Below are 26,200 nucleotides of genomic sequence, written 5' to 3'. Positions count from 1 at the left end.
TTTAAATAAATAAAATGCAGTATTTATGCGAGTTGTAGAGTTCTGCAACGAGCTAATTATGTCTATATAAGGAGGAATAATATGAGTGGAAAATTTAGAAGAGTTTTCCCAGGGGGCAATACTTCAAGAGGTTTCTTTTCTTATTATGACTACATAATAGAAGAAGATGCTAATAGAATATTTGTTATAAAAGGTGGACCAGGAACAGGTAAATCTTCTCTGATGAAAAAGGTTGCTAAAGTAATGTTAGAAAAAGGATATGATATAGAATATCATCATTGCTCTTCAGATAATGATTCGATTGATGGCATAGTTATACCTAAACTTAGAGTAGCAATGATTGATGGTACAGCACCACATGTAAGTGTCTCATAAATACAAATATATTTCTGTTAAAAGAAGTAAATTATAGATTCGACCTTTAGTATTATACATGTAGGTTATAGGTAGTGTTTAAAGGAGGGAGACAAATATGTACTATAAGAAACTTGTGGGAAGGAAATGTTATTTATCACCTATCGATGTTGAGGATTATGAAAAATATACTGAGTGGGTAAATGATATGGAAATAGGAGTGGGGATGATATTTTCAGCAAGTTTAATTACTGAAACAAAGGAAAAAGAAATACTAGAAAGATTAGCAGATTCGGAATATAATTTTGCAATAATAGATAAAGAAAACGACAAGTTAATAGGAAATATTGGATTTCCGAAACTAGATAAAATTAATCGTGTTGCAGAATTAGGAATATTTATTGGAGACAAAGAGTATTGGGGAAAGGGATATGGAGTAGAAGCAATTAAACTATTGCTTGATTTTGGGTTTAGTATTTTAAACTTACACAATATTTATTTAAAGGTATTCGAATATAATAAACCAGCTAGAAGATGCTATAAAAAAGTTGGATTTAAAGAAGTTGGACGATTAAGAGAAGCTAAACAGATTGCAGGAAAAAGATACGATGAGATATCTATGGATATATTAGCTACTGAATATGATTCTATATATATAAAGGAGCTAATAGAAAAGAAAATGAAGTAAACTATGGGGTAATCTCCATAGTTTTTTTATATTATCTAAAACACTGTAAAAAGTTGATTTTTACACATAGGACAAATAGTGTTTTTCATATGAATTATCAGGGGGATTAGTTTGTCAAGAAAAAGTAGAATTCAAGTTGAAGAAATATATATAAATGGAGATGAAAATAAAAGAGTAGAAAGGTTGGAAGAATTACTTATTTTAATTATTAAAAAAAGTGAAGGAATTGAAGTTAAACCATAAAAGAAGGTGATATCTTCATATGGAAAAAGTCTCTATATATTGCAGACTAAGTGATGAAGATAGAGATAAGGAAAAAGGGTTTGGTGAAAGTGAAAGTATACAGAACCAAAAAATAATGCTCACTAAATACGCAATGGAGAAAGGTTGGTATATATACAAAATATATAGTGATGATGACTATTCGGGGCTAGATATTGAAAGACCTGAATTTAAGAAAATGATAAAAGATGCTGAAAAAGGTAGGTTTAATATAGTATTATGCAAGCATCAATCAAGATTTTCAAGGGATATAGAAGTTGTAGAGAAATATTTACATAGAAAGTTTCCAGAGTGGGGGATAAGATTCATTAGTTTAACTGATTATGTAGATACCTTAGATGATGCTAATAAAAAATCAAGACAAATAAACAGTTTAGTGAATGAATGGTACTGTGAAGATATAAGTAAAGCTATTAGAGCAACCTTTAAAGTAAAAAGAGAAGAAGGAAAATTTATAGGCTCATTTGCTCCATATGGCTATGAAAAAGACCCAAAGGATAAAAATAGACTTATTGTAGATGAAAAAGCTGCAAGGATTATTAGAATGATATTTAATTGGTATTTACAAGGACATGGTACTCAATATATTGCTCGTATACTTAATAAAAAAGGTGTACCAAATCCAACACGCTATAAGCAAGAGAAGGGACTAAAGTTTAAAAATTCATCTAAAACAGATTCATATGGATTATGGAATAAAACAACCGTAAGAAGAATTCTTAGAAATGAAGTTTACATTGGTAATCTAGTACAGGGGAAAAGAGAAAAGATTAATTATAAATCAAAAAAGGTAGTTTCAAAAGACAAAAATGATTGGATAATAGTTAGAGGTACTCATACTCCTATAGTTGACTATGAAACCTTTGAAGCAGTACAAAATAGACTAAACATGAGAGTTAGGAGTACAGGTAAAGGTATGTCTCATGCATTTGCAGGAAAAGTAAGATGTATGGATTGTAAAAGTAGTATGAATAAGGTCAGAACAGGAAAATATGAGTATCTTAGATGTAGTTTATATAATAGTACTCCAGATAAAAAACTTTGTACTAGTCATAGTATTAGACTTGATGTTTTAAAGAATAAAGTATCTGAAAAACTAAAAGAACATATAAAGGAAGTCTCTGTTGAGAAATTAGCATATAAATTAATTAAAGAAAATTTCCTAACAAAAGAGATTAAAGGAATAAAAAAAGAAATCAAGAATTTAGATAAGCTACTAAATGAAAGGAATAAAATAATTCAAAATCTTTATATTGACAAAGTTAATGGTGTTATCAGTGAAGCCCAATTTATTAAATTTAATAAAAGATTCACTGACGACAAAGAGAAACTATTAAACAGAAGAGATAAGCTTTTTAAAGATATAGAAAATATAAAGCAAAAAAAAGGGAACTTAAATAAATGGAGAGAGATAGTAATAAGATACAAAAACTTTGATAAATTAGACCATACAATGGTAAATTATTTGATTAATTATATAGAAGTAGGAGAAAAGGACAAAGATAATGGAGTGCAGAAAGTAAGGATTCACTGGAAATTTTAATGGTGAAAGAAGAGTTGAAAAGTAACTCTTCTTTTTATTTGTAAAAGTTATTTTTTAAAACAAAATTTTAGGAAAAGAGAAATATTAGTATTTGACAAAAAAAGTGCATTTCAAAAAGAAGGAAAACTAATAAAATTATAGAAATATAAACCATAAAACAGATTTTAGATACCATACAAAAAATATAAAAAAACTATTTAATTATACTATTTAAAAGGGGAGAGAAGCATGACAGAGAAGGACAAAATGCTTGCAGGGGAATTTTATAATCCAGCTGATGAGGAATTATTTGCAGACAGAGAAAGGGCAAAGAAATTGTGCAAAAGGTTCAATGATTTAGAGCCTAATCAATATGAAAAAAGATTGGAGCTATTAAAAGAATTATTTCAAACTGAAAAAGAATGTTTTATAGAGCCGAATTTTTATTGTGATTATGGATATAACATAAAATTTGGTAACGATTTTTATGCAAATCACAATTGTGTCATATTAGATGTAAATACAGTCACAATTGGTAATAATGTAATGTTTGGTCCTAATGTGCAAGTTTACACTGCTACTCATCCTATCAATCCTAAAGAAAGAAATTCAGGAAAAGAAATGGGATATCCCATTAAAATAGGAGACAATGTTTGGGTAGGGGGAGGTGCTATCATTTGTCCTGGGGTTACTATAGGAGATAATGTTGTAATAGGAGCAGGTAGTGTTGTGACCAAAGATATTCCTGATAATGTTGTAGTTGCAGGTAATCCAGCTAAAGTTATTAAGAAATTATAGTGGATTAAGACTTATTTTGTATTATTTATTGATTATAAATGCTTGACATAGTATTCTTATGAGCAATAATAGTTTTTAGACACCTAAGATTACAGTTTAAGTAAACTAATTATTTTAAATATAAGAAGGAAAGTTAAATATTACAAAGGAAGAATATAATCGTATAAGAGAGTATTAAAAAAACATGAAAATAAATTTGTGCTTATGATACCCTATCCCATGTTGTGGATCCTAAAAATCCAGGTGGGGTCGATGAAATAATTCACCTTGGGGATTATTGGGATTTAAAGAAGATGGAGGAAAATAAAGAAGAGATTCTAAAAACTAATAAAGAAGTTGGAAGGTTATTTAAAAGAGCTTATAGATTTTTAAAATCGGCACTTCCAGTATATGAAGATATTGTTGCAAAAAATTCAGACTCTATGGATTTTGGTAAAGTTAATATAATAACTTACGATTTGATAAATGAAATATTTGAAGAAGTACCAGTTAACAAAAATCCTGGTAAAGATAGACATTTATTTGGCAGTGCTTATACCCCTAATGGCTGGGTAGAGCATACTGATACGATCCTACAAGATGCAAAAAAGGTTTACTATATAAAAGGAGATATTGGTACAGGGAAATCCACCTTACTTCAAAAGGTATACAATGAAGCATTAGTAAGTGGTATGAATGTAGAAGTATATCATACACCATTAAATCCAGAAAAAATTGAAACTATATATATAAAAGATTTAAATATAGGATTAACAGTGAGTGAAACGTTCAAAAAAAATAATTTTAAGACAATAGATTTAGATAGTTTTATGATAAAAGATAAAGTTAAAAAATATAATGAGGAATTAGAGTATGATAAGAAATTACTAAACATTTTAATAGACAATGCAATAATAAATATAAACAAAGCAAAGAAAAAGCATGATGTGTTAGAAACATATTATGTACCTAATATGAATTTTGATGAGATAAATAAAGTTAAAGAAGAATTGATTGATAGGATTTTACAATATGATACAAAAACCGAGGATTAAATCCTCGGTTTTGTATTTAATAAGTTAAATGATATGAAAATATTATCAAAGTGTAAATAATTTATGGACAAATTACATTATTGTAGAATTTTCTGCTTGACTTTACCAAGTAAGATTCTGTATACTGTATAATGGTTCATAAACTAAACTTAAGGAGGGGCTTATAATGGTAAATTACGAAAAAAATAGAGCATCATATACTATGAAAACAGATAAAGTAAAAAAAATAGTACATTTAGCTGCATCAGGTTTTTTTTCAATTGAAGATGGTGAATCATTTATAAATGACTATGAAAAAATAGTAAAATCTATTCCAACTCAAGACTTTGTTTTAGTAATCGATATTAGCAATGACTTAAAACCTTCTTCTCCAGATGTAGCAAAAATATTAGCTAAATTATTAAAAAGATATATAGAAGTTCCATTTAAGAAGAGATTTTTAACATCAAAAGGTAATGTTGTTGCTGTTGCGCAATTCAAGAGATTGGGTAAGAGTATACCTGGATGGCAAGAAAACGTAGAGTATGTTAATGATTTAAATGAAGTATATCAGAAGTTATAATTTTAATCCCCCACATTTTTATAATGTGGGGGATTATTTAGAATTTATACAATACTGACACAACAGTAGACCCTGAACCAACTGTTGATATCACTAAGTAATCACCTTCATTAATTTTATTTTTTTCTAAAGCTCTATGTAGTGCCATGAATGGGCTAGTAGTACCCGTATATCCATATTCATTACCTACATATGTTAGCTTATTAACATCTACACCTAGCTTTTCTAATGTTAGCTTAGCATCTGGATTTGTAAATTGTGAGAATATAAAATGACTTACATCTTCAACCTTAATTCCATTATCTATAGTTACTTCCTTAATTAATTTTGCCCAATAGTCAGATATAAAACTTCCATCAAAGGGTTCCCAGTGCCATTTTCTATCGTCTTCTTGTGTAAATTCTCCTTTTATTACTTTAGAGTATCCAGCTTTAGGCATTAAAATGTTGTTGTGTTCTGATGTCTGTGTTATATATGTAGAATCTATAAATCCTCTTTTTTTATTTTCATCTACCTTTTCTAATACTAACGCAGCTGCTGAGTCTCCAAAGTTACTATATGATATTGGGTCATTTTCACTAACCACTGCACTTATTAACATACTACCTATTACTAATGCTTTTTTAAATCTTTTGTTATGTAGTAATATTCTACTCGCCTGGTCAAAAGCAGTAACCATACCACTACAATTACTATTAGTATCATAGACCATTTTTGCATTTTTTCCGCCTAACAAATGGAGTACTTTAATTGCATTGGCTGGTGAAGTATACTCTGGAGTATCAGAGGCAAACACGACCAAATCAATTTCATTAATGTCAGTATTAGCATTTTCTAGTGCTTGCACACTAGCATTATATCCCATTGTTATTACAGTTTCGTCTGGGTCATCAGAAAGATAACGATATTCTCTTTCTAAGTGTTTTAATAGACCTTCAACTTCTATACCTTTCTTCTTAAAATGATTGATAAAATAATCGTTATGTACTTTATTTGTTGGATGATAAATACCACAACCTAGGATATTAACATTAGTAAATACCATTCTAGCATACCTCCAAAATTCGATAAATTTTAGCAAGAATATCTATTGCTACCAAAATTAATTTTATTTATATAAAACACATAAGTCAAGTTGTAGTAATAAAGTAATAATATTTTAGGTCAATATACCTATGAGTATGATTTGTCAATTAATACAAGGAATTAGAATAAGTATATAGAATATAAAGTAATGTATCTTTTATAATTGAAGGAAAATGATTTATTAAGGAGAAATTTATAAGGTGTGGACAGAATATGAATAACAACAATATACGAACTAAAAGACTTCTTTTGCGTGAATGGAAGGATTCAGATATCCCATTTTTTATTGAAATGAACAAAGATTCAAGGGTAATGAGATATTTTCCTAAGATATTAACTGAGGCTAGGGAATATTCCAAGACTTTATTGTATATACAGTCATCATTGAAAAATTAGAAAATTAAGTATAAAATCAAATATAAATAGATTATATTTGAGTGAGGGGATATATATGTTTAACAAACTAAAAGCTGTAATATTTGACTTAGATGGAACTATTGTTGACTCTATGTGGATTTGGAAACAAATTGATATAGATTTTCTAGCAAAAAGAAATATTGATTTACCGGATGATTTACAGAAAGCCATCGAAGGTATGAGCTTTACAGAAACTGCAATCTATTTTAAAAATAGATTTAATTTAGAAGAAACTGTTGACGAGATAAAAGAGGAATGGAATGATATGGCCTACGATTTTTACACAAATAAAGTGACACTTAAAAAAGGAGTTAGAGAATTTATTATTAATTTAAAAGAAAAGGATATAAAACTTGGGATCGGAACTAGTAATTCTAGGGAATTAGCAACACAAGTATTAAAAAAACATGATATTTTAAAATATTTCGATACACTAAGAACATCATGTGAAGTAGATAAAGGGAAACCACATCCAGATGTATTTCTAAAAGTTGCTGAAGATTTAAATGTAGAACCAGAAGACTGTTTAGTGTTTGAAGACACTTATGCAGGGGTTTTAGCTGCTAAAAGAGCTGGAATGAATGTTTTTGCTGTAGCAGATGAGTTATCATTTCCATATAAGGATGAGATTTGCAAGTTAGCTGATAAATACATAGAAGACTTTAAGGATATAGCTTAATTATGCTCTATTAAGCTATATTAGCATTAAAATGAAAACAATGATATTATTAATATAAAAGATAATCAAAGGAGTGTGGGGTCAGTGGATAAAAATGTTGCTTATGTTATAGAAAAAAAGGTTCAGAGAACTATTCAAAATCTAGAAAAAAATAATATGAAAGGATATTTTGTTCAGAATGAAGAAGAAGCTATAAAAAAGATTGAAGAATTACTTAATGAAGGAAATACAGTATCAGTTGGAGGCTCAATGACACTCTTTGAGATAGGTGCTATAGATTTTTTAAGAAATGGTAATTATAATTTTCTTGATAGATATGCTGAAGGATTAACTAAAGAAGATATTAAAGAATTATATAGAAAATGTTTTTCAGCTGATGCATATTTAACAAGTAGTAACGCTATTACAGAGAACGGAGAATTATATAATGTAGACGGTAGAGGTAACAGAGTAGCAGCTATGATTTATGGACCAGATAAAGTTATAGTAGTAGCAGGAGTCAATAAAATAGTAAAGGATTTAGATGAGGCTATAGAGAGAAACAAACGAATTGCAGCTCCAGCTAATGTGCAGAGACTAAATAGAAATACTCCTTGTGCCAAAACAGGGTATTGTATGGATTGTAATAGTCCAGATAGAATATGTAATGAATATGTGCTGATAAAGGGACAAATGGAAAAAGATAGAATACACGTTATTATTGTAAACAAAGAATTAGGATATTAATAATATAGTTATATTTAATTAAGGCTTCGTGTTTATCACGGAGCTTTAATTGAACTTAGTTAAATATTAATTGACTAATGTAAAGGTAGAAATTTATACTGATTATGGTAAAATTTATATGATAGATATTAAGTTATAAGTTTTAAATTGTTTAAACAATTTAAGATAAGAAAAGTACAAGCTTTTATGATTAAATAGTCGTATTGAATTATGCTATATAGGAGGCGCAAAAATGTTTAGAGTTCTAAACTTAGGAGTTGATGTTGGCTCTACAACTGTTAAAATGATTGTCTTAGACGATGAAAATAATGTAATTTATAAAAATTATAAAAGACATTATTCTGATATAAAAGCAACAGTAATTTCTATGTTTGAAGAAGTAAAGTCTGAGCTACAGGGCTATGAAGTTACTGTAATGATTACAGGTTCAGGTGGATTAAGCATTTCACAAAAATTAAATGTACCATTTATTCAAGAAGTTATAGCTTGTACTAATGCAGTGGAAAATATAATACCAGAAACAGATGTAGCGATTGAACTTGGAGGAGAAGATGCAAAGATAACATATTTTAGAGAATCAATAGAACAAAGAATGAATGGAACCTGTGCTGGTGGAACTGGAGCTTTTATTGACCAAATGGCTGTATTACTAAAGACAGATACTTCTGGATTAAATGAGTTAGCAAAAAACTATAAACATATCTATCCGATTGCATCTAGATGCGGAGTTTTTGCAAAAACGGATGTTCAACCATTACTAAATGAAGGGGTTTCTAAAGAAGATATAGCAGTATCTGTATTACAAGCTGTGGTCAATCAAACAATAAGTGGATTAGCCCAAGGAAGACCTATTAGAGGTAATGTTGCTTTTTTAGGTGGTCCTTTATACTTTTTATCTGAGCTTAGAAAGAGATTTATTGAAACTCTTAAGTTAAAAGATAAAAATGTAATTTTTCCTGAGAATTCACAATTTTTTGTGTCGATAGGAGCAGCAATTTCATCAAGGGATGAAGAACCAATTCAATTTGAAGAATTATATAATCGAGTATTAACTATTAAACAGATAAACAATCAAGAAAATATAAATCTAGAGCCATTATTTAACAATGAAGAAGAATATATAAAGTTTAAAAAAAGACACGATAAAAACAAAGTTAGAAGAGTAGATTTAAGTACATATAAAGGAAAAGCATTTTTAGGGATAGATGCGGGTTCTACAACTACTAAAGTAGCACTTATAAATCAAAATGGTGAACTTTTATATTCATATTATGGAAGTAATATGGGTAACCCTTTAGATACTACTATTACAGCTTTAAAGGATTTGTATAGTAAATTAAACAATGATATTGAAATTGTAAATTCGGCAGTCACAGGGTATGGTGAAAATTTAATTAAATCAGCACTTAAAATAGATATAGGTGAGATAGAAACTGTAGCTCATTATAAAGCAGCAGATTTTTTCTTACCTGGAGTAGATTTTGTACTTGATATCGGTGGACAAGATATGAAAAGTTTAAAAATTCATGATGGTGTTATAGATTCAATAATGTTAAATGAAGCTTGTTCATCAGGGTGCGGTTCATTTATAGAAACCTTTGCTAAATCTTTAAATATGAGTGTTGAGGAATTTGCCCAAAAAGGTTTAATGTCTAAAAATCCAGTAGATTTAGGTACCCGATGTACTGTATTTATGAATTCTAAAGTAAAGCAGGCACAAAAAGAAGGGGCAGAGGTAAGTGACATTTCAGCTGGAATCTCTATTTCGGTTATAAAGAATGCTTTGTTTAAAGTTATAAGGTTAAGAAATACTGATGAATTAGGAGAAAAGATAGTAGTACAGGGAGGAACTTTTTACAATGATGCAGTATTAAGAGCTTTTGAAAAAATAGTGAATAGAGAAGTTATACGTCCTGACATAGCTGGTATAATGGGGGCATTTGGAGCTGCTTTAATAGCAAAAGAGCGTTATAATGAAGGATATAAAACAACACTTCTTAAAGGAAATGCATTAGAAAATTTTAAAGCTGAATCATCAATGAAGAGGTGTGGACTATGTGGAAACAACTGTCTTCTAACAATTAAGCATTTTTCAGATGGTCGAAAGTTTATTTCAGGAAATAGATGCGAAAGAGGGGCAGGTATAGAAAAAGTCAAAAACGACATACCTAATCTTTATGAATATAAATATAAAAGAGTTTTTAATTATAAACCATTATCTAAGCAAGAAGCTCAAAGAGGCACTATTGGTATACCTAGGGTACTAAATATGTATGAAGATTATCCTTTTTGGGTTACATTTTTTACAGAACTTGGGTATAGGGTTGTATTATCGGGACGTTCATCCAAGAAGCTTTATGAACTAGGGATGGAGACTATACCTTCTGATACTGTTTGTTATCCAGCTAAACTTGTACATGGACACATAGCAGATTTAATTAAGAAAGGTGTTAACAAAATTTTCTATCCTAGTATTCCATACAATAGAAAAGAAGATAAAAATGCAAATAATCAATATAATTGTCCAATAGTTACATCTTATCCAGAAACAATTAATGCTAATATGGAAATTGTAAAAACTGATAAAATTATTTTCTATCATCCGTTTTTGCCATTGGATAAACCAAAAAGACTAATTAAAAGATTATTTGAAGAATTAAAGAATGAAGGTATTTCTAAAGATGAGATAAAAAAAGCAGTTGGCAAAGCATATAATGAACTTGATAACTATAAAAAAGATATAAGAAGAAAAGGCGAAGAAATTATTGAATATATAAGGGAAAACAACTTAAAAGGTATTGTACTGGTAGGTAGACCATATCATGTAGACCCAGAAATTAATCATGGTATACCTGAAATGATTAAATCCTTTGGCTTTGCTGTACTATCAGAAGATTCTATAAGCCATTTGGCTGAGATAGAAAGACCTTTAAGGGTTGTTGACCAATGGGTTTATCATACAAGAATGTATGCTGCAGCTACATATGTGGCTAAACAGAAGAATTTAGAGCTAATTCAACTTAATTCTTTTGGTTGTGGCTTGGATGCAGTAACTACAGACCAAGTTAAAGAAATACTAGAAAGATATAATAAAATATATACCCTTATTAAAATAGATGATATTAACAATCTAGGAGCTGCAAAGATACGTGTACGTTCCTTAATTGCTGCAATAAAAGAAAGGGATAAAAAAGGTCTAGAACCAAAGAAAATATATAATGTAAAAGAAAGGGTAAAATTTACAAAAGAGATGAAGACAAAACATACAATTTTAGCTCCACAAATGTCTCCAATACACTTTCAGTTTTTAAAAATTGGATTTGAAAAGGCTGGTTATAATGTAGAAATATTACCTTCTGTTGATAAGTCAGCTATTGATGAAGGTTTAAAGTATGTAAATAATGACGCTTGTTATCCATCAATAATAGTTGTTGGACAGATTATGGAAGCATTAAAGTCAGGGAAATATGATTTAAACAATACTTCCGTAATCATAACACAAACAGGGGGAGGATGTAGAGCAACTAACTATATTGCATTTATTAGAAAGGCACTACAGGATGCAGGAATGGGTCATGTTCCTGTAATATCGTTGAGTGCACAAGGCCTTGAAAAAAATCCAGGTTTTAAGATTACCCCATCTCTTATAAATACATCAATGATGGGATTAATATATGGAGATCTGTTAATGAGGGTATTGTATAGGGTTAGACCCTATGAAAAAGTAAAGGACTCAGCCAATAAGCTATACAAAAAATGGGTAGAAAAATGCAAACAGTCATTAGAAAGTGGTAGTAGAAAGGAACTTAAAAATAATATTTATCAAATCGTTAAAGATTTTGATAATATTGCAATACATGAAGACTTAGTTAAGCCAAGGGTAGGTGTAGTTGGTGAGATATTAGTTAAATTTCACCCAACAGCTAATAATAGTATAGTAGAACTATTAGAGGCAGAAGGTGCGGAAGCAGTTGTTCCGGATTTAATAGACTTCTTTCTATATACTGCATATAACAGTAAAGTTAAATACAAAGAATTATCAGGTAGTTTAATAAATATGGCTACTTCAAGTGCTATAATAGAGGGGATAGAATATTATCGAAAAGACATGAAAAAAGCTTTAGAAGCAAGTAAAAGATTTGAACCACCTAAGTCAATTTATGAAATAGCTAAAGGGGCAGAGAAACATTTATCTTTAGCTAACCAAACAGGTGAAGGCTGGTTTTTAACTGGAGAGATGGTAGAGCTTATTGAAAGTGGTGTGAATAATATAGTATGTTTACAACCCTTTGCTTGTTTACCTAATCATATAACAGGTAAAGGTATGATAAAGGAATTAAGAAGAGCTTATCCTTCTGCTAATATTGCAGCTATAGATTATGACCCGGGAGCAAGTGAAGTGAATCAATTAAATCGTATTAAATTAATGCTTTCAGTAGCTTTTAAGAACATAGAAGAAAATGGAGCATATGCATATTAGTATTTGAGTTATAATGGTCTGAGTTTTACGTTGTTACTAAAACTGAATATAAATTTTAGAGTTTATAAAGAAATTGTAATTTGTGGTTATTATCATAGTATGTTAAAATTAAATTGGTTGGTATCGTAAGAGCCAAACCATTTATTAAAAATTTAAAAACTTAATTCATTTTTCGCTTAGCTTGGATCCTTAAGGACCGAGACACAGAAAGCGAGTAGTGGGTGTAATATACTATTTCGTATATTAATGGTTTGTTATACCATTTGATATATGTATGAAGTTAAAAGTGCAATAATTTCAAGTTGGAAATTAATACCCTTTCTGTGTCTTTTTGGTGAAATTTAGACACAGGAAGGGTATTTTTATTTATCTTGTAGCAAAAGTTTAAATCTAGTACCTAGTACCTAAAAGTGACTATGTCACTTTTCATTGGAGGTGAAATATTGAGAATAGGTTTTATAGGAGCAGGAAAAGTAGGTACAGCATTTGGAAAATACTTAAAGAAGTATGGATTTAAAGTTTATGGATATTACAGTAGAACTTATGAGTCAGCTTTAAAAGCAGCAAAATATACAGATACAAAGGCAGTAGAGAACATAGAAGAGATTGTAGTAAATACAGATATTATTTTTATTACAACTAAAGATGATGAAATTAGAAATGTCAGTAATAGATTAGTGCAAAAAAATTTATTAATAAAAGGCAAGATACTAATTCATATGAGTGGAGCTGCTTCCTCAGATATTTTAATAAAGGCTAAAGAACAAGGAAGTTGTATATATTCATTACATCCATTGCAATCCTTTGCAGATATAGATAAAGCAGTTAAAGACTTAGAAGATACAATATTTAGTTTAGAAGGTGATGAAGAAAAGATTAATGTTATTGAAGATATTCTTAAAAAGACAGATAATGAATATTTCAAACTAAATGCAAATCAAAAAAGCATATATCATGCAGCTGCATGTGTTGTTTCTAATTATTTAGTAACACTTATGGATTATGGTCTCTCTTTATTTGAATCTATTGGTATAGATAAAGAAAAAGGATTTAAAGCACTTTTACCATTAATAGATGGAACACTGAAGAATATTTATGATTTAGGAACAGAGAAAGCGTTAACAGGGCCTATAGCTAGAGGTGATACAAACACTATAGAAAGACACCTAAAATCAATGCAAGAAAATAATCTAAAGAGTATAGATTTTTATAAATTACTAGGAGCCAAAACTGTAGATTTAGCTAAAAAAGAAAAATTAGAAAACAAGGAAAAGATAACTTATTTAAAAAATATTTTAAAAGAGGTGTAAAGAATGTCAAATAAGAGTTTTACTGTAAGTTCATTTTTAAAATCAAAGAAAAATAATGAAAGAATATCAATGCTTACTGCTTATGACTATTCCACAGCAAAGCTTTTAGATGAAGCAGGAGTTGATAGTTTATTGGTTGGCGACTCACTAGGAATGGTGATGCTAGGTTATGAAAGTACATTGCAGGTGACTATTGAAGATATGATACACCATTGTAAAGCAGTTTCTAGGGGAGCTAAAAGGGCTATGGTTATAGGAGATATGCCATTTCTTTCATACCATATTAGCGTTGAAGAAAGCATAAAAAATGCTGGTAGACTAATAAAAGAGGGGAATGTTCATGCAGTTAAACTAGAAGGTGGTAGAGATGTTATAGACAAAATTAGGGGTATAGTAAAAGCTCAAATTCCTGTTATGGGACATTTAGGGTTAACACCACAGTCTGTAAATATATTTGGGGGATTTAAGGTTCAAGGTAAGAATGAAGAACAGGCTAAAAGGATTATAGAAGATGCGTTGTTTCTACAAGAAGCAGGTGTCTTTGCCATAGTATTAGAATGTGTACCAGAAAAATTATCTAAAATAATTACTGAAAAACTAGATATACCTACTATTGGTATAGGAGCAGGTAAATATTGTGATGGACAAGTATTAGTAACCCAGGATATGCTTGGGATGTACACAGATTTTACGCCTAAATTTGTTAAGAAGTATGCTGATACAGGAGTAACTATAAAAGAAGCAGTTAAGAGATATATAGAAGAAATTAAACTGGGAAAATTCCCTACAAAAGAACATTCATTTTCTATTAAAGAAGAGATTTTGCAAAAGCTTTATTAGCTCGTTAGGAGGCTATAAACATGAAGATAATAAATTCTATGTTAAATATAAGAAATGAAATAAAAATTTTTAAAATGCAAGGTAAATCAATAGGCTTAGTACCTACAATGGGATACTTACATGAAGGACATCTATCATTAATGAGGAAGGCAAGAGAAGAAAATGACATTGTTGTAATCAGTATTTTTGTAAATCCTACTCAATTTGGAGAAGATGAAGATTTAGATACTTATCCTCGGGATTTAGAAAGGGATAGTAAGTTAGCCAAAGAAGTAGGTGTAGATATTGTATTTACCCCATCAGTAGAAGAAATGTATCCAAAGGGTTATACAACTTATGTAGAGGTTGAAGGTGAAATAACAAACAAATTATGTGGCAAATCAAGAGTAGGTCATTTTAAGGGGGTAACAACTATAGTATCAAAATTATTTAATATAGTGACACCGGATAGAGCCTATTTTGGACAAAAAGATGCACAACAAGTAGCAGTTATACAGAAGATGGTAAGAGATTTAAATTTTGATATTGAGATTATACCGTGCCCTATTGTTAGAGAAGACGACGGCTTAGCCTTAAGCTCAAGAAATACTTATTTAAGTTCTAGTGAAAGAAATGATGCAAAAGTAATATCTCAGTCTTTGTTTAAAGCTGAACAAATGATTAAAAACGGAGAAAGAGATGTTGAGAAAATAAGGCAGTTTATTATAAATAAAATAGATTTAGTTGAAACTTCAGAGATAGATTATGTAGAAATTGTAAACGCTGAGACGTTAAGGGATATTAATGAAATTAAAGGTGATGTATTAATAGCACTAGCTGTAAAAATAGGAAAAACTCGACTAATAGATAATATTAGATTGGAGGTATAAAAATGTTAGTAAATATGTTTAAAAGTAAAATCCATAGAGCCACAGTAACTGAGGCAAACCTTAACTATGTAGGCAGTATAACAATAGATAAGGAATTGATGAATGCTGCAGGCATATTACCAGGAGAGAGGGTACAGGTAGTAAATAATAATAATGGTGCTAGATTAGAAACTTATGTTATAGAGGGGCCACCAGGTAGTGGAGTGATATGCTTAAATGGAGCAGCAGCAAGACTTGTTCAACCAGGAGATAAAGTAATAATTATAGCATATTGTTGGATTGAAAAGGAAAAAGCAAATAGTTTCAAACCTGATATTGTATTTGTAGATGATAATAATAAAATAGTAGATAAAGAAAATGTTGAAATACATGGTAACGTTAAAAATTATTAAAGCAGCGAAATTAATCGCTGCTTTTTTCATATCTCAAATGTGATTTACAATTCAATACGTAATTATTTATTGTAAATGATTTTGAATGTAGTCATAAAATATTGTTTCGTATATTCACATTAATTAAAAATATGGAATAAACTTAAAAACTTTTACATCTAGAAGGAAAAATTAACATTTTATAGAATATATATAAATTCAGTATATTTTTTATTCATGGAACATTTAAGTTAAAAATAACGTCTAAACTTATTAGGAGTAGGACTAGAAAGGGGGGAAATAATTGAGTCTAATTAAACTACAAGGAGTATCAAAAGCATATAAAAGAGGGCAAGTACAAGTTAAAGCTTTAAATAATATTGACTTAACTATAGAAAATCAAGAGTTTGTTTCTATAATGGGACCTTCTGGGTCAGGAAAATCAACATTATTGAATATATTAGGATGTTTAGATCAACCTACTTCAGGAACATATGAATTATTAGGCAAAAGAGTAGAGAAAATTAACGATTGGAAATTATCTGACATAAGAAATGAGTACATAGGTTTTGTATTTCAGAGATTTCACTTATTATCTAATTTAAATGCTTTAGAAAATGTAGAGTTACCTTTAATTTATAGAGGTGTATGGGGAAAAGAGCGTAGAAAAAAAGCAAAAGAAGCATTAGAAGCTGTTGGTTTGGGAGAGAGAATTCATCATCTACCTTCACAGTTGTCTGGTGGAGAACAACAAAGAGTGGCGATAGCAAGAGCTTTAGTAGGTAATCCTTCTATTATTCTTGCTGATGAACCTACTGGAGCTTTGGATTCAAAGTCTGGCGAAAATATTATGTCAATTTTCAATAGATTAAACCAAGAATTAGGAATTACAATTGTACAGGTTACCCATGAGGAAGATATAGCTAGATATGGACATAAAATTTTTAGATTATTAGATGGAAAAATAGAAAAAATTGAAGAAGTAAAATAAGCATTATTTTTATCTAAATTTGGAGGTGTTAAAGTAAAATGGCTAATAGAATATTAATGATAATAGTAATATTAGCGATTGTAGTATTTGGTGGATTTTATGCTTATAATGAATTAATGCCAGAAGAAGTAGAAGAAACTCAAGGACCAGTGTATGCAACTAAAGAAGTTACTAAAGGTGATATTTCAGTAGGAGTAGAAACTACAGGTAGATTAGATCCATCTAGAGGAGGTTCTATTAGAGTACCTGAAGCTAATGCCCCTTCTTTAATGGGAGTAGAATACATAATTGATGAAATAATGGCAGAAGAAGGGACAGAAGTAAAACAAGGTGATACTATAGTTAAACTTATTTCATCAGATATCGAAGATAAAATTGAAAAGTTGAAAGAGGATATTGAATATCAAAGAGAGGATTTATCACATAAAACAGGAGTTCCTATTGATGAGATAGACAATATTAATCCGTATCAAGGACTTACAATAACAGCACCTATAGCAGGTAAAGTTGTAGGAATAAACGCAGAGGAAGGTAAGAAAATAGATGGTCAAGCGACAGTAGCTAAAATAGTTGATGACTCAAAATTTAAAGTCGAGATTAAGCTAACTCCTAGTGAATTTAAAAAGGTAGAAGAAGGGGAAAAAGTATTACTGAGCTTTCCGTATTTTGACGGATTTTATGAAGGGACTATAAAAGAGGTTAATCCTAATCCAGTTCCAAATCAAGATACACAAGATGGATTTGGGAAATCATTTGTTCACTGGGTTACTATAGAAGCTGAAAATCCAGGATTAGTGCAACCTAAAATGGAAGTTAATGTTGGTTTGCCTGGTGATAATAATATGCCAAAATATAATTTTATGTATACAGGAGAAGTCGTTGGATTTGTTGATGAGGAAAAGGTACTTAATCCAGTTAGTGATGAAGTTGTAGCTACTAAAGTGCATGTACATGAAATGCAGATTGTAGAAAAGGGAGAACCAATTTTAACTATGGCAGGACCAGATGTTAGAGATATGATACAAAAGGAAGTTGATAAATTAAGAGAGTTAAAATCTCAATTAGAGAGTTTATTAGAACAAAAAGAAAAAATGGAAATTAAAGCTACAATGGATGGAATAGTAGCACGTATATATAGAGAAAAGGGGGAATCTGTAAGACCAGGTGAGTATTTAGGAAGTGTTTATACAACAGATGAAATGAGAATTTGGACTCAAGTTGATGATATTGATGTTGTAAATGTAAAACAAGGTGCACCTGTAAGAGTGACTGTTGATGCTGTACCAGGTGAAACTTTTGAAGGAACGGTTGAACATGTTTCAACATCGGGAAGAACAGAAAATGGTGTTACAAGATTCCATGTTGAAATAAGAGTTAATGGCGGGCCACAGTTAAGACCAGGTATGGAAGCAAAGGCATTTATAGATGCTGGTAGTGCAGAAGATGTTTTATTAGTTCCATTAGAGGCAGTTTTTGAAGAAGACGGGCAAACAAAGGTTGAAATATTAGAAAATGGAACACCTAAATTGGTTACAGTAAAATTAGGATTAATGAATGATAGATATGCTGAAGTGAAAAGTGGACTTGAAGAAGGAGACCTTGTAATTACAGGTAGTACAGCAGATTTACTTCCAAGTCAGCATATAAAATCTCAAGATTCACTACTTCCAACTAATGGAGATAGTGACTCTGATAATGAGAATGACTCAGGAACAAACAATGGGCAGTAACAGGGAGAGGATTAATATGCAAAAAAAAGGGATACTTTCATTTATAACAAGATGGTGGTTCGCAGCTAAAATGGCTGCCCATGGAATAGTGTCAAATACCCTAAGGTCAACATTAACTATATTAGGGGTTGCGATTGGTGTTGCTTCAGTAGTTAGTTTAATGGGAATTGGAGAAGGAGCACGTCAAGCAGTAATTAAACAATTTGAAAGTTTAGGTACTAATGTAATTGAAATTAATGCAGAAGAGCCAATAGCTGAATTTGAGCCGGAGTACGTAGATGAATTGGTAGACAGAGTCCAGGGGTTGGAAATGGCTACTCCTGTTTATCATACAAAGACGGTTATGAGATGGAGAAGAGCAAGAGGAAAGGTAGATATAATAGGTGTAGATAATGAGTATCCACAAATAAGAGACCATAAACTATTAACTGGACATTTTTTTACTAGTTTACATGTGAAGCAGAGATCACCAGTAGCAGTGTTAGGTTATAATATGGCAGTAGGACTTTTAGGTGGCCGAAGTCCTGTTGGACATACAATGACATTAAATGGTCAGTCATTTAGAATAATAGGTGTACTTGATAAAAAAGGAGCAGGTAATGGTGAAGGGATAGATGATAAAATAATTATCCCTTATACAGCAGCTTTGAAATTTGATGGACAAAAAACTGTAGATGAAATTTGGGCAAAAGCTGGTTCTGCAAATGAAGCAGATTTAGCTGTGGTTCAACTTGGTAGGATTTTTAGACGTAAGCTTGGATTAGACCAAAGCGCTCCAACACCAGTTGCGCCAGAAGAAAAAGAAACAAATTCAGAGGTGAATTCTAGTACTTCTCAGCAGGTAAAATCAGAAGTACATGAGTCAGAGCCAGTAATACCAGGTAGTGGAGAAGATGTAATAACTATAACTAGTTTAAACCAATTAGTACAAGAAGCAGATAAAGCAAATAGAGTTATGACTCTTTTATTAGGGGGGATTGCAGCAGTTTCTTTATTAGTTGGTGGACTAGGGATTATGAATATAATGCTTGTAGCAGTAACTGAAAGAACTGAGGAAATAGGAGTAAGAAGAGCACTAGGAGCAAAACAAGGTGATTTATTGTTACAATTTATTTTAGAAGCACTTTATGTAAGTATAATTGGTACAATTGCTGGGATAGCTTTAGGTGTATGGGGATTAAATTTATTCGAAGGTTATGGATTTGAGACAGCTGTAAGTATCAAAGCGATAAAAGTAGCTTCAGTAGTTGCACTGTCTTCTGGATTACTCTTTGGTGTATATCCCGCATTATCAGCTTCATCTTTACCACCAGTAGAGGCATTAAGACGACAATAAATTAATGAAATATAAATTTATTAAGTGGCGAATTATTTCGCCACTTTTTATTAAGTCTTTTTTAAGGTATAATTGTATTGTAATAATATTTAAATTTAACTAAAATTATAAAGTTTCAGGGGAGTGAAACTGTTGGAATTTTTGATTAAGATTAATGAATTAAGTAAGACTTATCTTAATATACCTGCTCAGTCAATAGGGATAGCTTTAGGAATATTTTTATTCTTTACTATTTTGAGAAGAATATTTTCTAAATACATAATAAAGCTTATATCTTTATTTACAAGTAAAACAAAGTCTCAAGTGGATGATGATATATTAAGAGCTTTTCAAAGACCTCTTGCGAGCTTTATTGCTATATTAGGTATATATTTAGCACTTATGTATTTACCATTAAGTCAGGCAGCTAATATTACAATAACTAAATTTTTTAGAGCTTACATAATAATAATGATAGCATGGGGATTGTACAATTTAGAAGGAACATATATAATATTGCACGAAAAAATGCAATCAAAGTTTAATTTTAAATCAAATAAAATATTAAAACCCTTTTTAACTAAGGCATTAAGGTTTATAACAATAGCAATAGCCATTGGAATTGTAGCACAAGAATTTGATTATGATGTTAGCGGTTTTGTAGCGGGTTTAGGATTAGGAGGATTAGCTGTTGCTATGGCAGCTAAGGATACTTTAGCAAATGTGTTTGGTGGTATAGTTATAATAATGGACAAACCTTTTGATATTGGAGATTGGATAAAGTCTGGTGATACAGAAGGGGTAGTAGAGGATATAAACTTTAGGAGTACAAAAATTAGAACATTTTCTAAAGCTTTAGTCACAGTACCAAATTCTAAGTTAGTAGATACTCCTATTTTTAACTACTCTAGAAGGGGAATAAGGCGTATTACATTTAAATTAGGTGTAACATATAATACTCCGAAGGAGAAATTAAAAGGTTGTATATATGAAATAGAACGTATGTTAAATGAACATCCTCAAGTTGATAAAGAAACAATATTTGTTAAATTTGATGAATTTAATGATAGTAGTCTTGATATATTTTTATACTTTTTTACTAATACATCTAATTGGGAGCAATATTTAAATATTAAACAAGATATTAATTTTAAAATAATGGATATATTAGAAAAAGAAGGAGTAAGTGTAGCGTTTCCAAGTAATAGCATATATTTTGAAAACAATTTAACAGTTGATAATAAACAATAGAAGCCGAGATTTAAACTCGGCTTTTTTTAATCATCACCACGGGAATGAGCAATTCTTGAACATGCTGCTGCAATTATACCACATACTAAATCATCTAAGAAAGTATTTACTTTATCTGAGTTTTTACCGGTTTTGTCTAACTTACCTATAATTCCTAACTTTATTTTGTCTAAATATCCAAAATTGGTAAAGCCAATAGAACCATATATATTAGTTATGCTAAGGGCTAGAACTTCATCTATACCATATAACGATGCATCTTTTTGAATTATGGAAAGTAAGGGTTCTTCAATAAGATTTTGCTCTGCTAGTTTATCTAATTGTATACCTGTTAGTATTGCATTCTGGACTTCTCTTTTATTCAATACTCTATGTATATTAAAAATTGCTTCTTCGATTGTTACATCTAAATAAGGTTTTTGAAGTTCATATACAAGTTCAGCCATCGCTTCGATAGTTACTCCTCTTTCCTGAAGCATTTTAACAATAGTGTCTTTCATATTTTACCTCCTAAAATTCAACAGTATATTTAAATCATATAATTTCTATACAATAATTTGATACAATTAATATATGTTATAATAGCTATAAAAATCACAAAAAATTTATATTAATAAAATGGGGAGGTTATACAGTGGGGAGTTTATTGTTCTATAATGGAAATATATTAACTATGAATGAAAAGTGTAATGATGAAATAGAGGCAGTAGTAGTAAAAGAAGATAAAATAATATATACAGGTAATTATAAAGAAAGTTTAAAATATACAAATCATGATACTTTAAACATTGATTTGAAAGGAAGAACTTTATTACCAGGATTTAATGATAGCCATATGCATTTAATTAGCTATGGTCTTTCTAAATATAAAGTGAAATTAAATGAAGTAAATAGTATAAAAGAGTTACAAGAGAAATTATTAGAGCATATGAAAAATGAAGAAGTAAAGATATTTAAAGATTGGGTAGTAGGAAGTGGATGGAATCATGAAAATTTTATAGAAAAAAGATTACCTACAAAAGAGGATTTAGACAAAGTTATAAGTGATAGACCTATGTTTTTGTCAAGAGCTTGCTATCATATGTGTGTAGTAAATTCAAAGGCACTAGAATTAGCAGGTATATCTAAAGATACAAAAGACCCTGAAGGAGGGAAAATAGATAGAGACCCAATAACAGGAGAACCAACGGGAATATTAAGAGAGAATGCTATTTATCTTGTATATGATTTAATACCATTTACTAATGATATACAAGAAATTAAAAAGATAATTATAGAAAGTATTAAAGATGCCAATAAAGTAGGTATTACATCTATTCAAACAGACGATTTTTCCCATTTAAAATCTTATGATAAAATTATAGAAGCTTATAAGCAACTACGAAACCAGAATAAATTAAATGCAAGAATAAATCTTCAAATGCTACTTAAAGATAAAAAAATGCTAGAAAAATTTTTAAAATTGGGGATTAAAACAGGTGATGGAGATAAATGGGTTAGGTTTGGACCATTAAAATTATTGGCTGACGGGTCTTTAGGTTCCAGAACAGCAGCTTTAGAAGAACCTTATAGTGATGACAATACTACTAACGGAGTATTAATTTATAGTGATGAAGAATTAAAAGAAATAATAGAGATTGCTTATACTAATGGACTTCAAATTGCAGTACATGCAATTGGAGATAGATGTATGAACCAAGTTTTAACTATATATGAAAGTATATATAAAAAGTATCCTAAAAAGGATCCGAGGTTTAGAATTATACATTCTCAAATTTGTTCTGAAAAAATATTAAAGAAGATGAGAAAGTTAAATGTAATAGCTGATGTACAGCCTATATTTATAAAAACAGATATGTATATGGCAGAAGAAAGAATAGGAACAGAGAGAATGAAATGGAGTTATTGTTGGTACCAAATGTTAAATAAAGGGATAATATTATCTGGGGGTTCTGATTCACCAGTAGAGCCATTTAACCCACTTTTAGGTATATATTCTGCTGTTACAAGACAGGATTTACATGGCAAACCTAAAGGTGGTTGGTATGCAGAAGAGAAAGTTAAGTTACAGGAAGCTTTAAAAATATTTACTAAAAATAGTGCTTATTGTACCTATGAAGAGGATATTAAAGGAATGATTAAAGAAGGTATGTTAGCGGATATGGTGGTATTATCTGATGATATTACAAAGATATCACAATCAGCAATTAAGGACCTAAAAGTAGATATGACAATTGTTAATGGAAATATAGTGTACACTAGAAAAAATGGAGTTAGGGGTTAAACCTTAACTCCTATTTTTTGTATTACTAAATTGTACCCAGCTTCGATACATTCTTCAATCTTGTTTATATTTGTTCCTCCACCTTGAACACGATGATATTTTCCACCACCTCTAGCATTAATTATGTCTTTTATAGAATCAAATATTTCTAATAGATTTATATTTATATTTTCAGAGCAGCCTAATACTATATGACATTTATTTTTTTCTACAGTACCTAAAATTAAGATAATATTTTCATTATTTAAAAGATTACTAGCTATGTAATTTAAATCTTTCATATTAATATCATTTAATATATTTTTTACTATTTTAATATTTTTATATGTATAAGAATTATGTAAGAGCTCCTTGTATTTATAATCAAGTAAATCTTTTTTTATATCTTTAATTTGTTTTATTAATTCTTTATTTTCATCATAAATTCGCTTAACTGTATTTAAACAGTTAGAATCTTTTACAGAAAGTAGTTTTGAAATATTATTTATTTGAGAATTTTTACATTTAAAATCCTCTAATGCTCTATTTCCACATACAAATTCAATTCTAGTATTGCCTTTGTACCTTTCCCATTTTCTAATTTTTATTAGTCCTACTTCACCAGTACTTCTACAATGAGTGCCACCACAAGGAGAATAATCTATATTTTCAATTTCTACTATTCTTATATTATCAGCTACAGAAGGACTTTTACGCAAAGGCAAGTTGTCTATATCTTGTCGTGTAATAAAATATTGTTTTACTTTAAAATTAGAAAATATAATTTCATTAGCAAATCGTTCTACTTTTTCAATTTCTTCATGTGATATCTTCGGTAGAGCAACATCTATATAAACGTAATCTTTACTTAAATGAAAGCTTAAAGTTTCTGCATTAAGAAGTTTCGAAAATGATGCGGATAAAATGTGTTGACCTGTATGTTGTTGCATATGGTCAAACCTTGTATTCCAATCGATTTTTAAGCGTATTACATCTTTTATATCATTTTCAATGACATGTACAATTTCATTATTATCTTTAAAAACATCTAAAACTTCAACATCGGCTATAGTTCCTTTATCTCTAGGTTGTCCTCCAGCCATATGAGGATAAAAAATAGTTCTATTTAAAGTAACATAAAATTTACTATTTGAATATTCTTTTTTTATTACTTTAGCATCTATTTCTCTTAGGTAAGGATTTTCTAGATATATCTTATCCGTCATATTACCACCTCTTATTCAAATTTTAGCTTATGTTTTTTAGCGAGAGAAACTATTCTAGATTGAAATTCATTCATGTATTTTCTAGATTCTTCAAGCAATTTGTTTACACTTTCAAGTTTTTCTCTATCTTTTTCCTTTAAACCTTGTTTAAGTGCTTTAAAAGCCTGAAGTTGCCTTTGTGCTCCTAGTTTATAATAGTTATGGGCTTGTTGTACTTCTTTTGTAACAGGGGCTATTTTAGTAAGATTATTATAGAAATTTTCATAGGTAGGGATTGTTTCATTTGTAAGGACTTCATAAAGTTCTTCGTATGTATAATTATCTTTAGAGACTATTTTTTTATAGTTATTAAGTGCTTGGGTTTCTAAAAACATGATACGTTCAAGTTCAACGTTAATATAGTTAAAGAGGTCATTCTTCACAGAGCTTGTACAAGCAGCAAATAAACAAATAATAATAAAAATAAAAACAAAAACTTTTTTCATAAATTCACCTCTTAAGCAGGGATTTTATATGCCTTTAAATAACTCAGATAGAATACGTTATAAATATGTAATAATGATTATATTGTTTAAAATATGATTTTATTGTGAAATGTGTATTACAGATAATTTATTTTCTTTTATATATTTAATTTTACCATTTTTATCTACTATTTTGTAGTATGGTTTAGATAATTGTAAAAGTGAATCTGCTAGTTGGTTAGATTTCTCTATTATACCTACTAATTCACCAGTAGATTTAAGTTTACCTTCATTTTGAATAAAATATTTATATTTATTGCTCCAATAATAACTAGTAGAAATGTTTTTAGTTTGTATAAGCTCAAAATTTTCTGGTATAGAATCATCAGAACTAAATCCTTCATATTTTTTCAATGTTTTATTTATATTCACAATAGGTAATTCATCTTCATTTACCATATAATCAATTAGATTTTTTTCAGTAATTTTAAACCATTTAGGATTTTCAATAGTTGGCGTGGTCCACTTTTCATAATAATAAGTTTCATAGTTTTTTGACAGTCTTAATACTTCTTTAAAAGACGTATTATTAATATTAGTGAAAATTTGAACATAATTATCTAAAAAAAAGGCTCCCAATCTTTCATCTAATATTTGCTCTACTATAAGAAAAGATTTATTAAGAGCTTCAGTGTTGAATATAGATATATTATCAATGTAAGTTAAATCTTCAATTTTAGTAACATAGGAATAATTACTGTTTGTTTTCTTATAAATTACAATAACACCAGTATCTTTTGATATATTTAAGGAAATAACTAAATCTTTTTTTTTGTTATTAATAATATCAAAAGGATATATGGACATTTCAATATATTCGATATAGTCTAACCAGTTTTCATAACCTATATCTTTTAGAATTATTCTTTTTATTTTATTTTC

The 26,200-nt window shown here is 29.6% G+C and carries 25 protein-coding genes; 20 read left to right on the top strand and 5 right to left on the bottom strand.

Annotated elements, in window-relative coordinates:
- Positions 1-81 precede the first annotated feature (81 nt).
- The 7 genes from L21TH_RS07625 (at position 82) to L21TH_RS07600 (ending at position 5,240) form a co-directional block, all read left to right on the top strand.
- Positions 82-375: a P-loop domain-containing protein gene (locus tag L21TH_RS07625; RefSeq protein ID WP_006313320.1), complete on the top strand. Its 294-nt coding sequence runs from the start codon at positions 82-84 to the stop codon at positions 373-375.
- A gap of 97 nt (positions 376-472) precedes the next feature.
- The gene (locus L21TH_RS07620; RefSeq protein WP_006313319.1) at positions 473-1,042 is read left to right on the top strand and encodes a GNAT family N-acetyltransferase; all 570 of its coding nucleotides are present in this window, start codon (positions 473-475) and stop codon (positions 1,040-1,042) included.
- A 111-nt stretch (positions 1,043-1,153) separates the two neighbouring features.
- On the top strand, positions 1,154-1,285 hold the full coding sequence (locus L21TH_RS15095) for a hypothetical protein (protein WP_006313318.1): 132 nt from the start codon (positions 1,154-1,156) through the stop codon (positions 1,283-1,285).
- A gap of 19 nt (positions 1,286-1,304) precedes the next feature.
- Positions 1,305-2,867, top strand: coding sequence for a recombinase family protein (locus L21TH_RS07615; protein WP_006313316.1), 1,563 nt, complete (start codon positions 1,305-1,307; stop codon positions 2,865-2,867).
- Positions 2,868-3,095: 228 nt separating this feature from the next.
- A complete protein-coding gene (locus L21TH_RS07610) occupies positions 3,096-3,644 on the top strand; it encodes a sugar O-acetyltransferase (protein WP_006313313.1) in 549 nt (182 codons plus the stop codon).
- A 224-nt stretch (positions 3,645-3,868) separates the two neighbouring features.
- A complete protein-coding gene (locus L21TH_RS07605; RefSeq protein WP_006313311.1) occupies positions 3,869-4,678 on the top strand; it encodes a hypothetical protein in 810 nt (269 codons plus the stop codon).
- A 166-nt stretch (positions 4,679-4,844) separates the two neighbouring features.
- Positions 4,845-5,240, top strand: coding sequence for a hypothetical protein (locus tag L21TH_RS07600; protein ID WP_006313310.1), 396 nt, complete (start codon positions 4,845-4,847; stop codon positions 5,238-5,240).
- A 37-nt stretch (positions 5,241-5,277) separates the two neighbouring features.
- Here the strand turns inward: L21TH_RS07600 and L21TH_RS07595 are convergent, their stop codons facing one another.
- A complete protein-coding gene (locus L21TH_RS07595) occupies positions 5,278-6,285 on the bottom strand; it encodes a ketoacyl-ACP synthase III (RefSeq protein WP_006313309.1) in 1,008 nt (335 codons plus the stop codon).
- Between the two features lie 254 nt (positions 6,286-6,539).
- Between L21TH_RS07595 and L21TH_RS07590 the strand changes: the two genes are divergently transcribed.
- The 12 genes from L21TH_RS07590 (at position 6,540) to L21TH_RS07535 (ending at position 21,305) form a co-directional block, all read left to right on the top strand.
- Positions 6,540-6,722: a GNAT family N-acetyltransferase gene (locus L21TH_RS07590; protein WP_006313300.1), complete on the top strand. Its 183-nt coding sequence runs from the start codon at positions 6,540-6,542 to the stop codon at positions 6,720-6,722.
- 55 nt (positions 6,723-6,777) lie between these two features.
- Positions 6,778-7,422 (top strand): HAD family hydrolase, encoded by a 645-nt coding sequence (locus L21TH_RS07585; RefSeq protein ID WP_006313299.1) that lies wholly within the window; start codon positions 6,778-6,780, stop codon positions 7,420-7,422.
- An 84-nt stretch (positions 7,423-7,506) separates the two neighbouring features.
- Entirely contained in the window at positions 7,507-8,148 is a 642-nt protein-coding gene (locus tag L21TH_RS07580; protein ID WP_006313298.1) for a lactate utilization protein, read from the top strand.
- A 232-nt stretch (positions 8,149-8,380) separates the two neighbouring features.
- Complete coding sequence (locus tag L21TH_RS07575) at positions 8,381-12,628, top strand: 2-hydroxyacyl-CoA dehydratase (protein WP_006313296.1); 4,248 nt, start codon at positions 8,381-8,383, stop codon at positions 12,626-12,628.
- Between the two features lie 443 nt (positions 12,629-13,071).
- Positions 13,072-13,938, top strand: a complete 867-nt coding sequence (locus L21TH_RS07570; protein ID WP_006313295.1) for a Rossmann-like and DUF2520 domain-containing protein — start codon at positions 13,072-13,074, stop codon at positions 13,936-13,938.
- A 3-nt stretch (positions 13,939-13,941) separates the two neighbouring features.
- On the top strand, positions 13,942-14,778 hold the full coding sequence (gene panB, locus L21TH_RS07565; RefSeq protein WP_006313294.1) for a 3-methyl-2-oxobutanoate hydroxymethyltransferase: 837 nt from the start codon (positions 13,942-13,944) through the stop codon (positions 14,776-14,778).
- A 20-nt stretch (positions 14,779-14,798) separates the two neighbouring features.
- Positions 14,799-15,647 (top strand): pantoate--beta-alanine ligase, encoded by an 849-nt coding sequence (gene panC / locus L21TH_RS07560; protein ID WP_006313293.1) that lies wholly within the window; start codon positions 14,799-14,801, stop codon positions 15,645-15,647.
- 2 nt (positions 15,648-15,649) lie between these two features.
- The gene (gene panD, locus L21TH_RS07555; RefSeq protein ID WP_006313292.1) at positions 15,650-16,039 is read left to right on the top strand and encodes an aspartate 1-decarboxylase; all 390 of its coding nucleotides are present in this window, start codon (positions 15,650-15,652) and stop codon (positions 16,037-16,039) included.
- A 283-nt stretch (positions 16,040-16,322) separates the two neighbouring features.
- The gene (locus L21TH_RS07550) at positions 16,323-17,009 is read left to right on the top strand and encodes an ABC transporter ATP-binding protein (RefSeq protein WP_006313290.1); all 687 of its coding nucleotides are present in this window, start codon (positions 16,323-16,325) and stop codon (positions 17,007-17,009) included.
- 38 nt (positions 17,010-17,047) lie between these two features.
- A complete protein-coding gene (locus L21TH_RS07545) occupies positions 17,048-18,739 on the top strand; it encodes an efflux RND transporter periplasmic adaptor subunit (protein WP_006313289.1) in 1,692 nt (563 codons plus the stop codon).
- Between the two features lie 16 nt (positions 18,740-18,755).
- Positions 18,756-20,075, top strand: a complete 1,320-nt coding sequence (locus L21TH_RS07540) for an ABC transporter permease (RefSeq protein WP_006313287.1) — start codon at positions 18,756-18,758, stop codon at positions 20,073-20,075.
- Positions 20,076-20,207: 132 nt separating this feature from the next.
- Positions 20,208-21,305: a mechanosensitive ion channel family protein gene (locus tag L21TH_RS07535; protein ID WP_006313285.1), complete on the top strand. Its 1,098-nt coding sequence runs from the start codon at positions 20,208-20,210 to the stop codon at positions 21,303-21,305.
- A 26-nt stretch (positions 21,306-21,331) separates the two neighbouring features.
- On the opposite strand, the gene L21TH_RS07530 is transcribed toward L21TH_RS07535, so the two are convergent.
- A complete protein-coding gene (locus tag L21TH_RS07530; protein WP_006313284.1) occupies positions 21,332-21,805 on the bottom strand; it encodes a phosphatidylglycerophosphatase A family protein in 474 nt (157 codons plus the stop codon).
- Positions 21,806-21,939: 134 nt separating this feature from the next.
- On the opposite strand from L21TH_RS07530, the gene L21TH_RS07525 reads away from it, so the two are divergent.
- On the top strand, positions 21,940-23,589 hold the full coding sequence (locus L21TH_RS07525; RefSeq protein WP_006313283.1) for an amidohydrolase: 1,650 nt from the start codon (positions 21,940-21,942) through the stop codon (positions 23,587-23,589).
- Here L21TH_RS07525 and L21TH_RS07520 read toward each other — a convergent pair.
- From L21TH_RS07520 to L21TH_RS14540, 3 genes are all read right to left on the bottom strand, one after another.
- A complete protein-coding gene (locus tag L21TH_RS07520; RefSeq protein ID WP_006313282.1) occupies positions 23,586-24,794 on the bottom strand; it encodes a serine-tRNA(Ala) deacylase AlaX in 1,209 nt (402 codons plus the stop codon). The genes L21TH_RS07525 and L21TH_RS07520 overlap by 4 nt on opposite strands.
- An 11-nt stretch (positions 24,795-24,805) precedes the next feature.
- Positions 24,806-25,279, bottom strand: coding sequence for a hypothetical protein (locus L21TH_RS07515; RefSeq protein WP_006313281.1), 474 nt, complete (start codon positions 25,277-25,279; stop codon positions 24,806-24,808).
- Positions 25,280-25,378: 99 nt separating this feature from the next.
- Positions 25,379-26,200, bottom strand: an 822-nt coding sequence (locus L21TH_RS14540; RefSeq protein WP_034429735.1) for a hypothetical protein, incomplete at its 5' end; no start/stop codon positions are given.

The sequence above is a fragment of the Caldisalinibacter kiritimatiensis genome (genome assembly GCF_000387765.1).
GTDB lineage: Bacteria > Bacillota > Clostridia > Tissierellales > Caldisalinibacteraceae > Caldisalinibacter > Caldisalinibacter kiritimatiensis.
The sequence above is the reverse complement of the archived record's forward strand: the minus strand, read 5'-3'. Positions and strand labels throughout refer to the sequence as shown.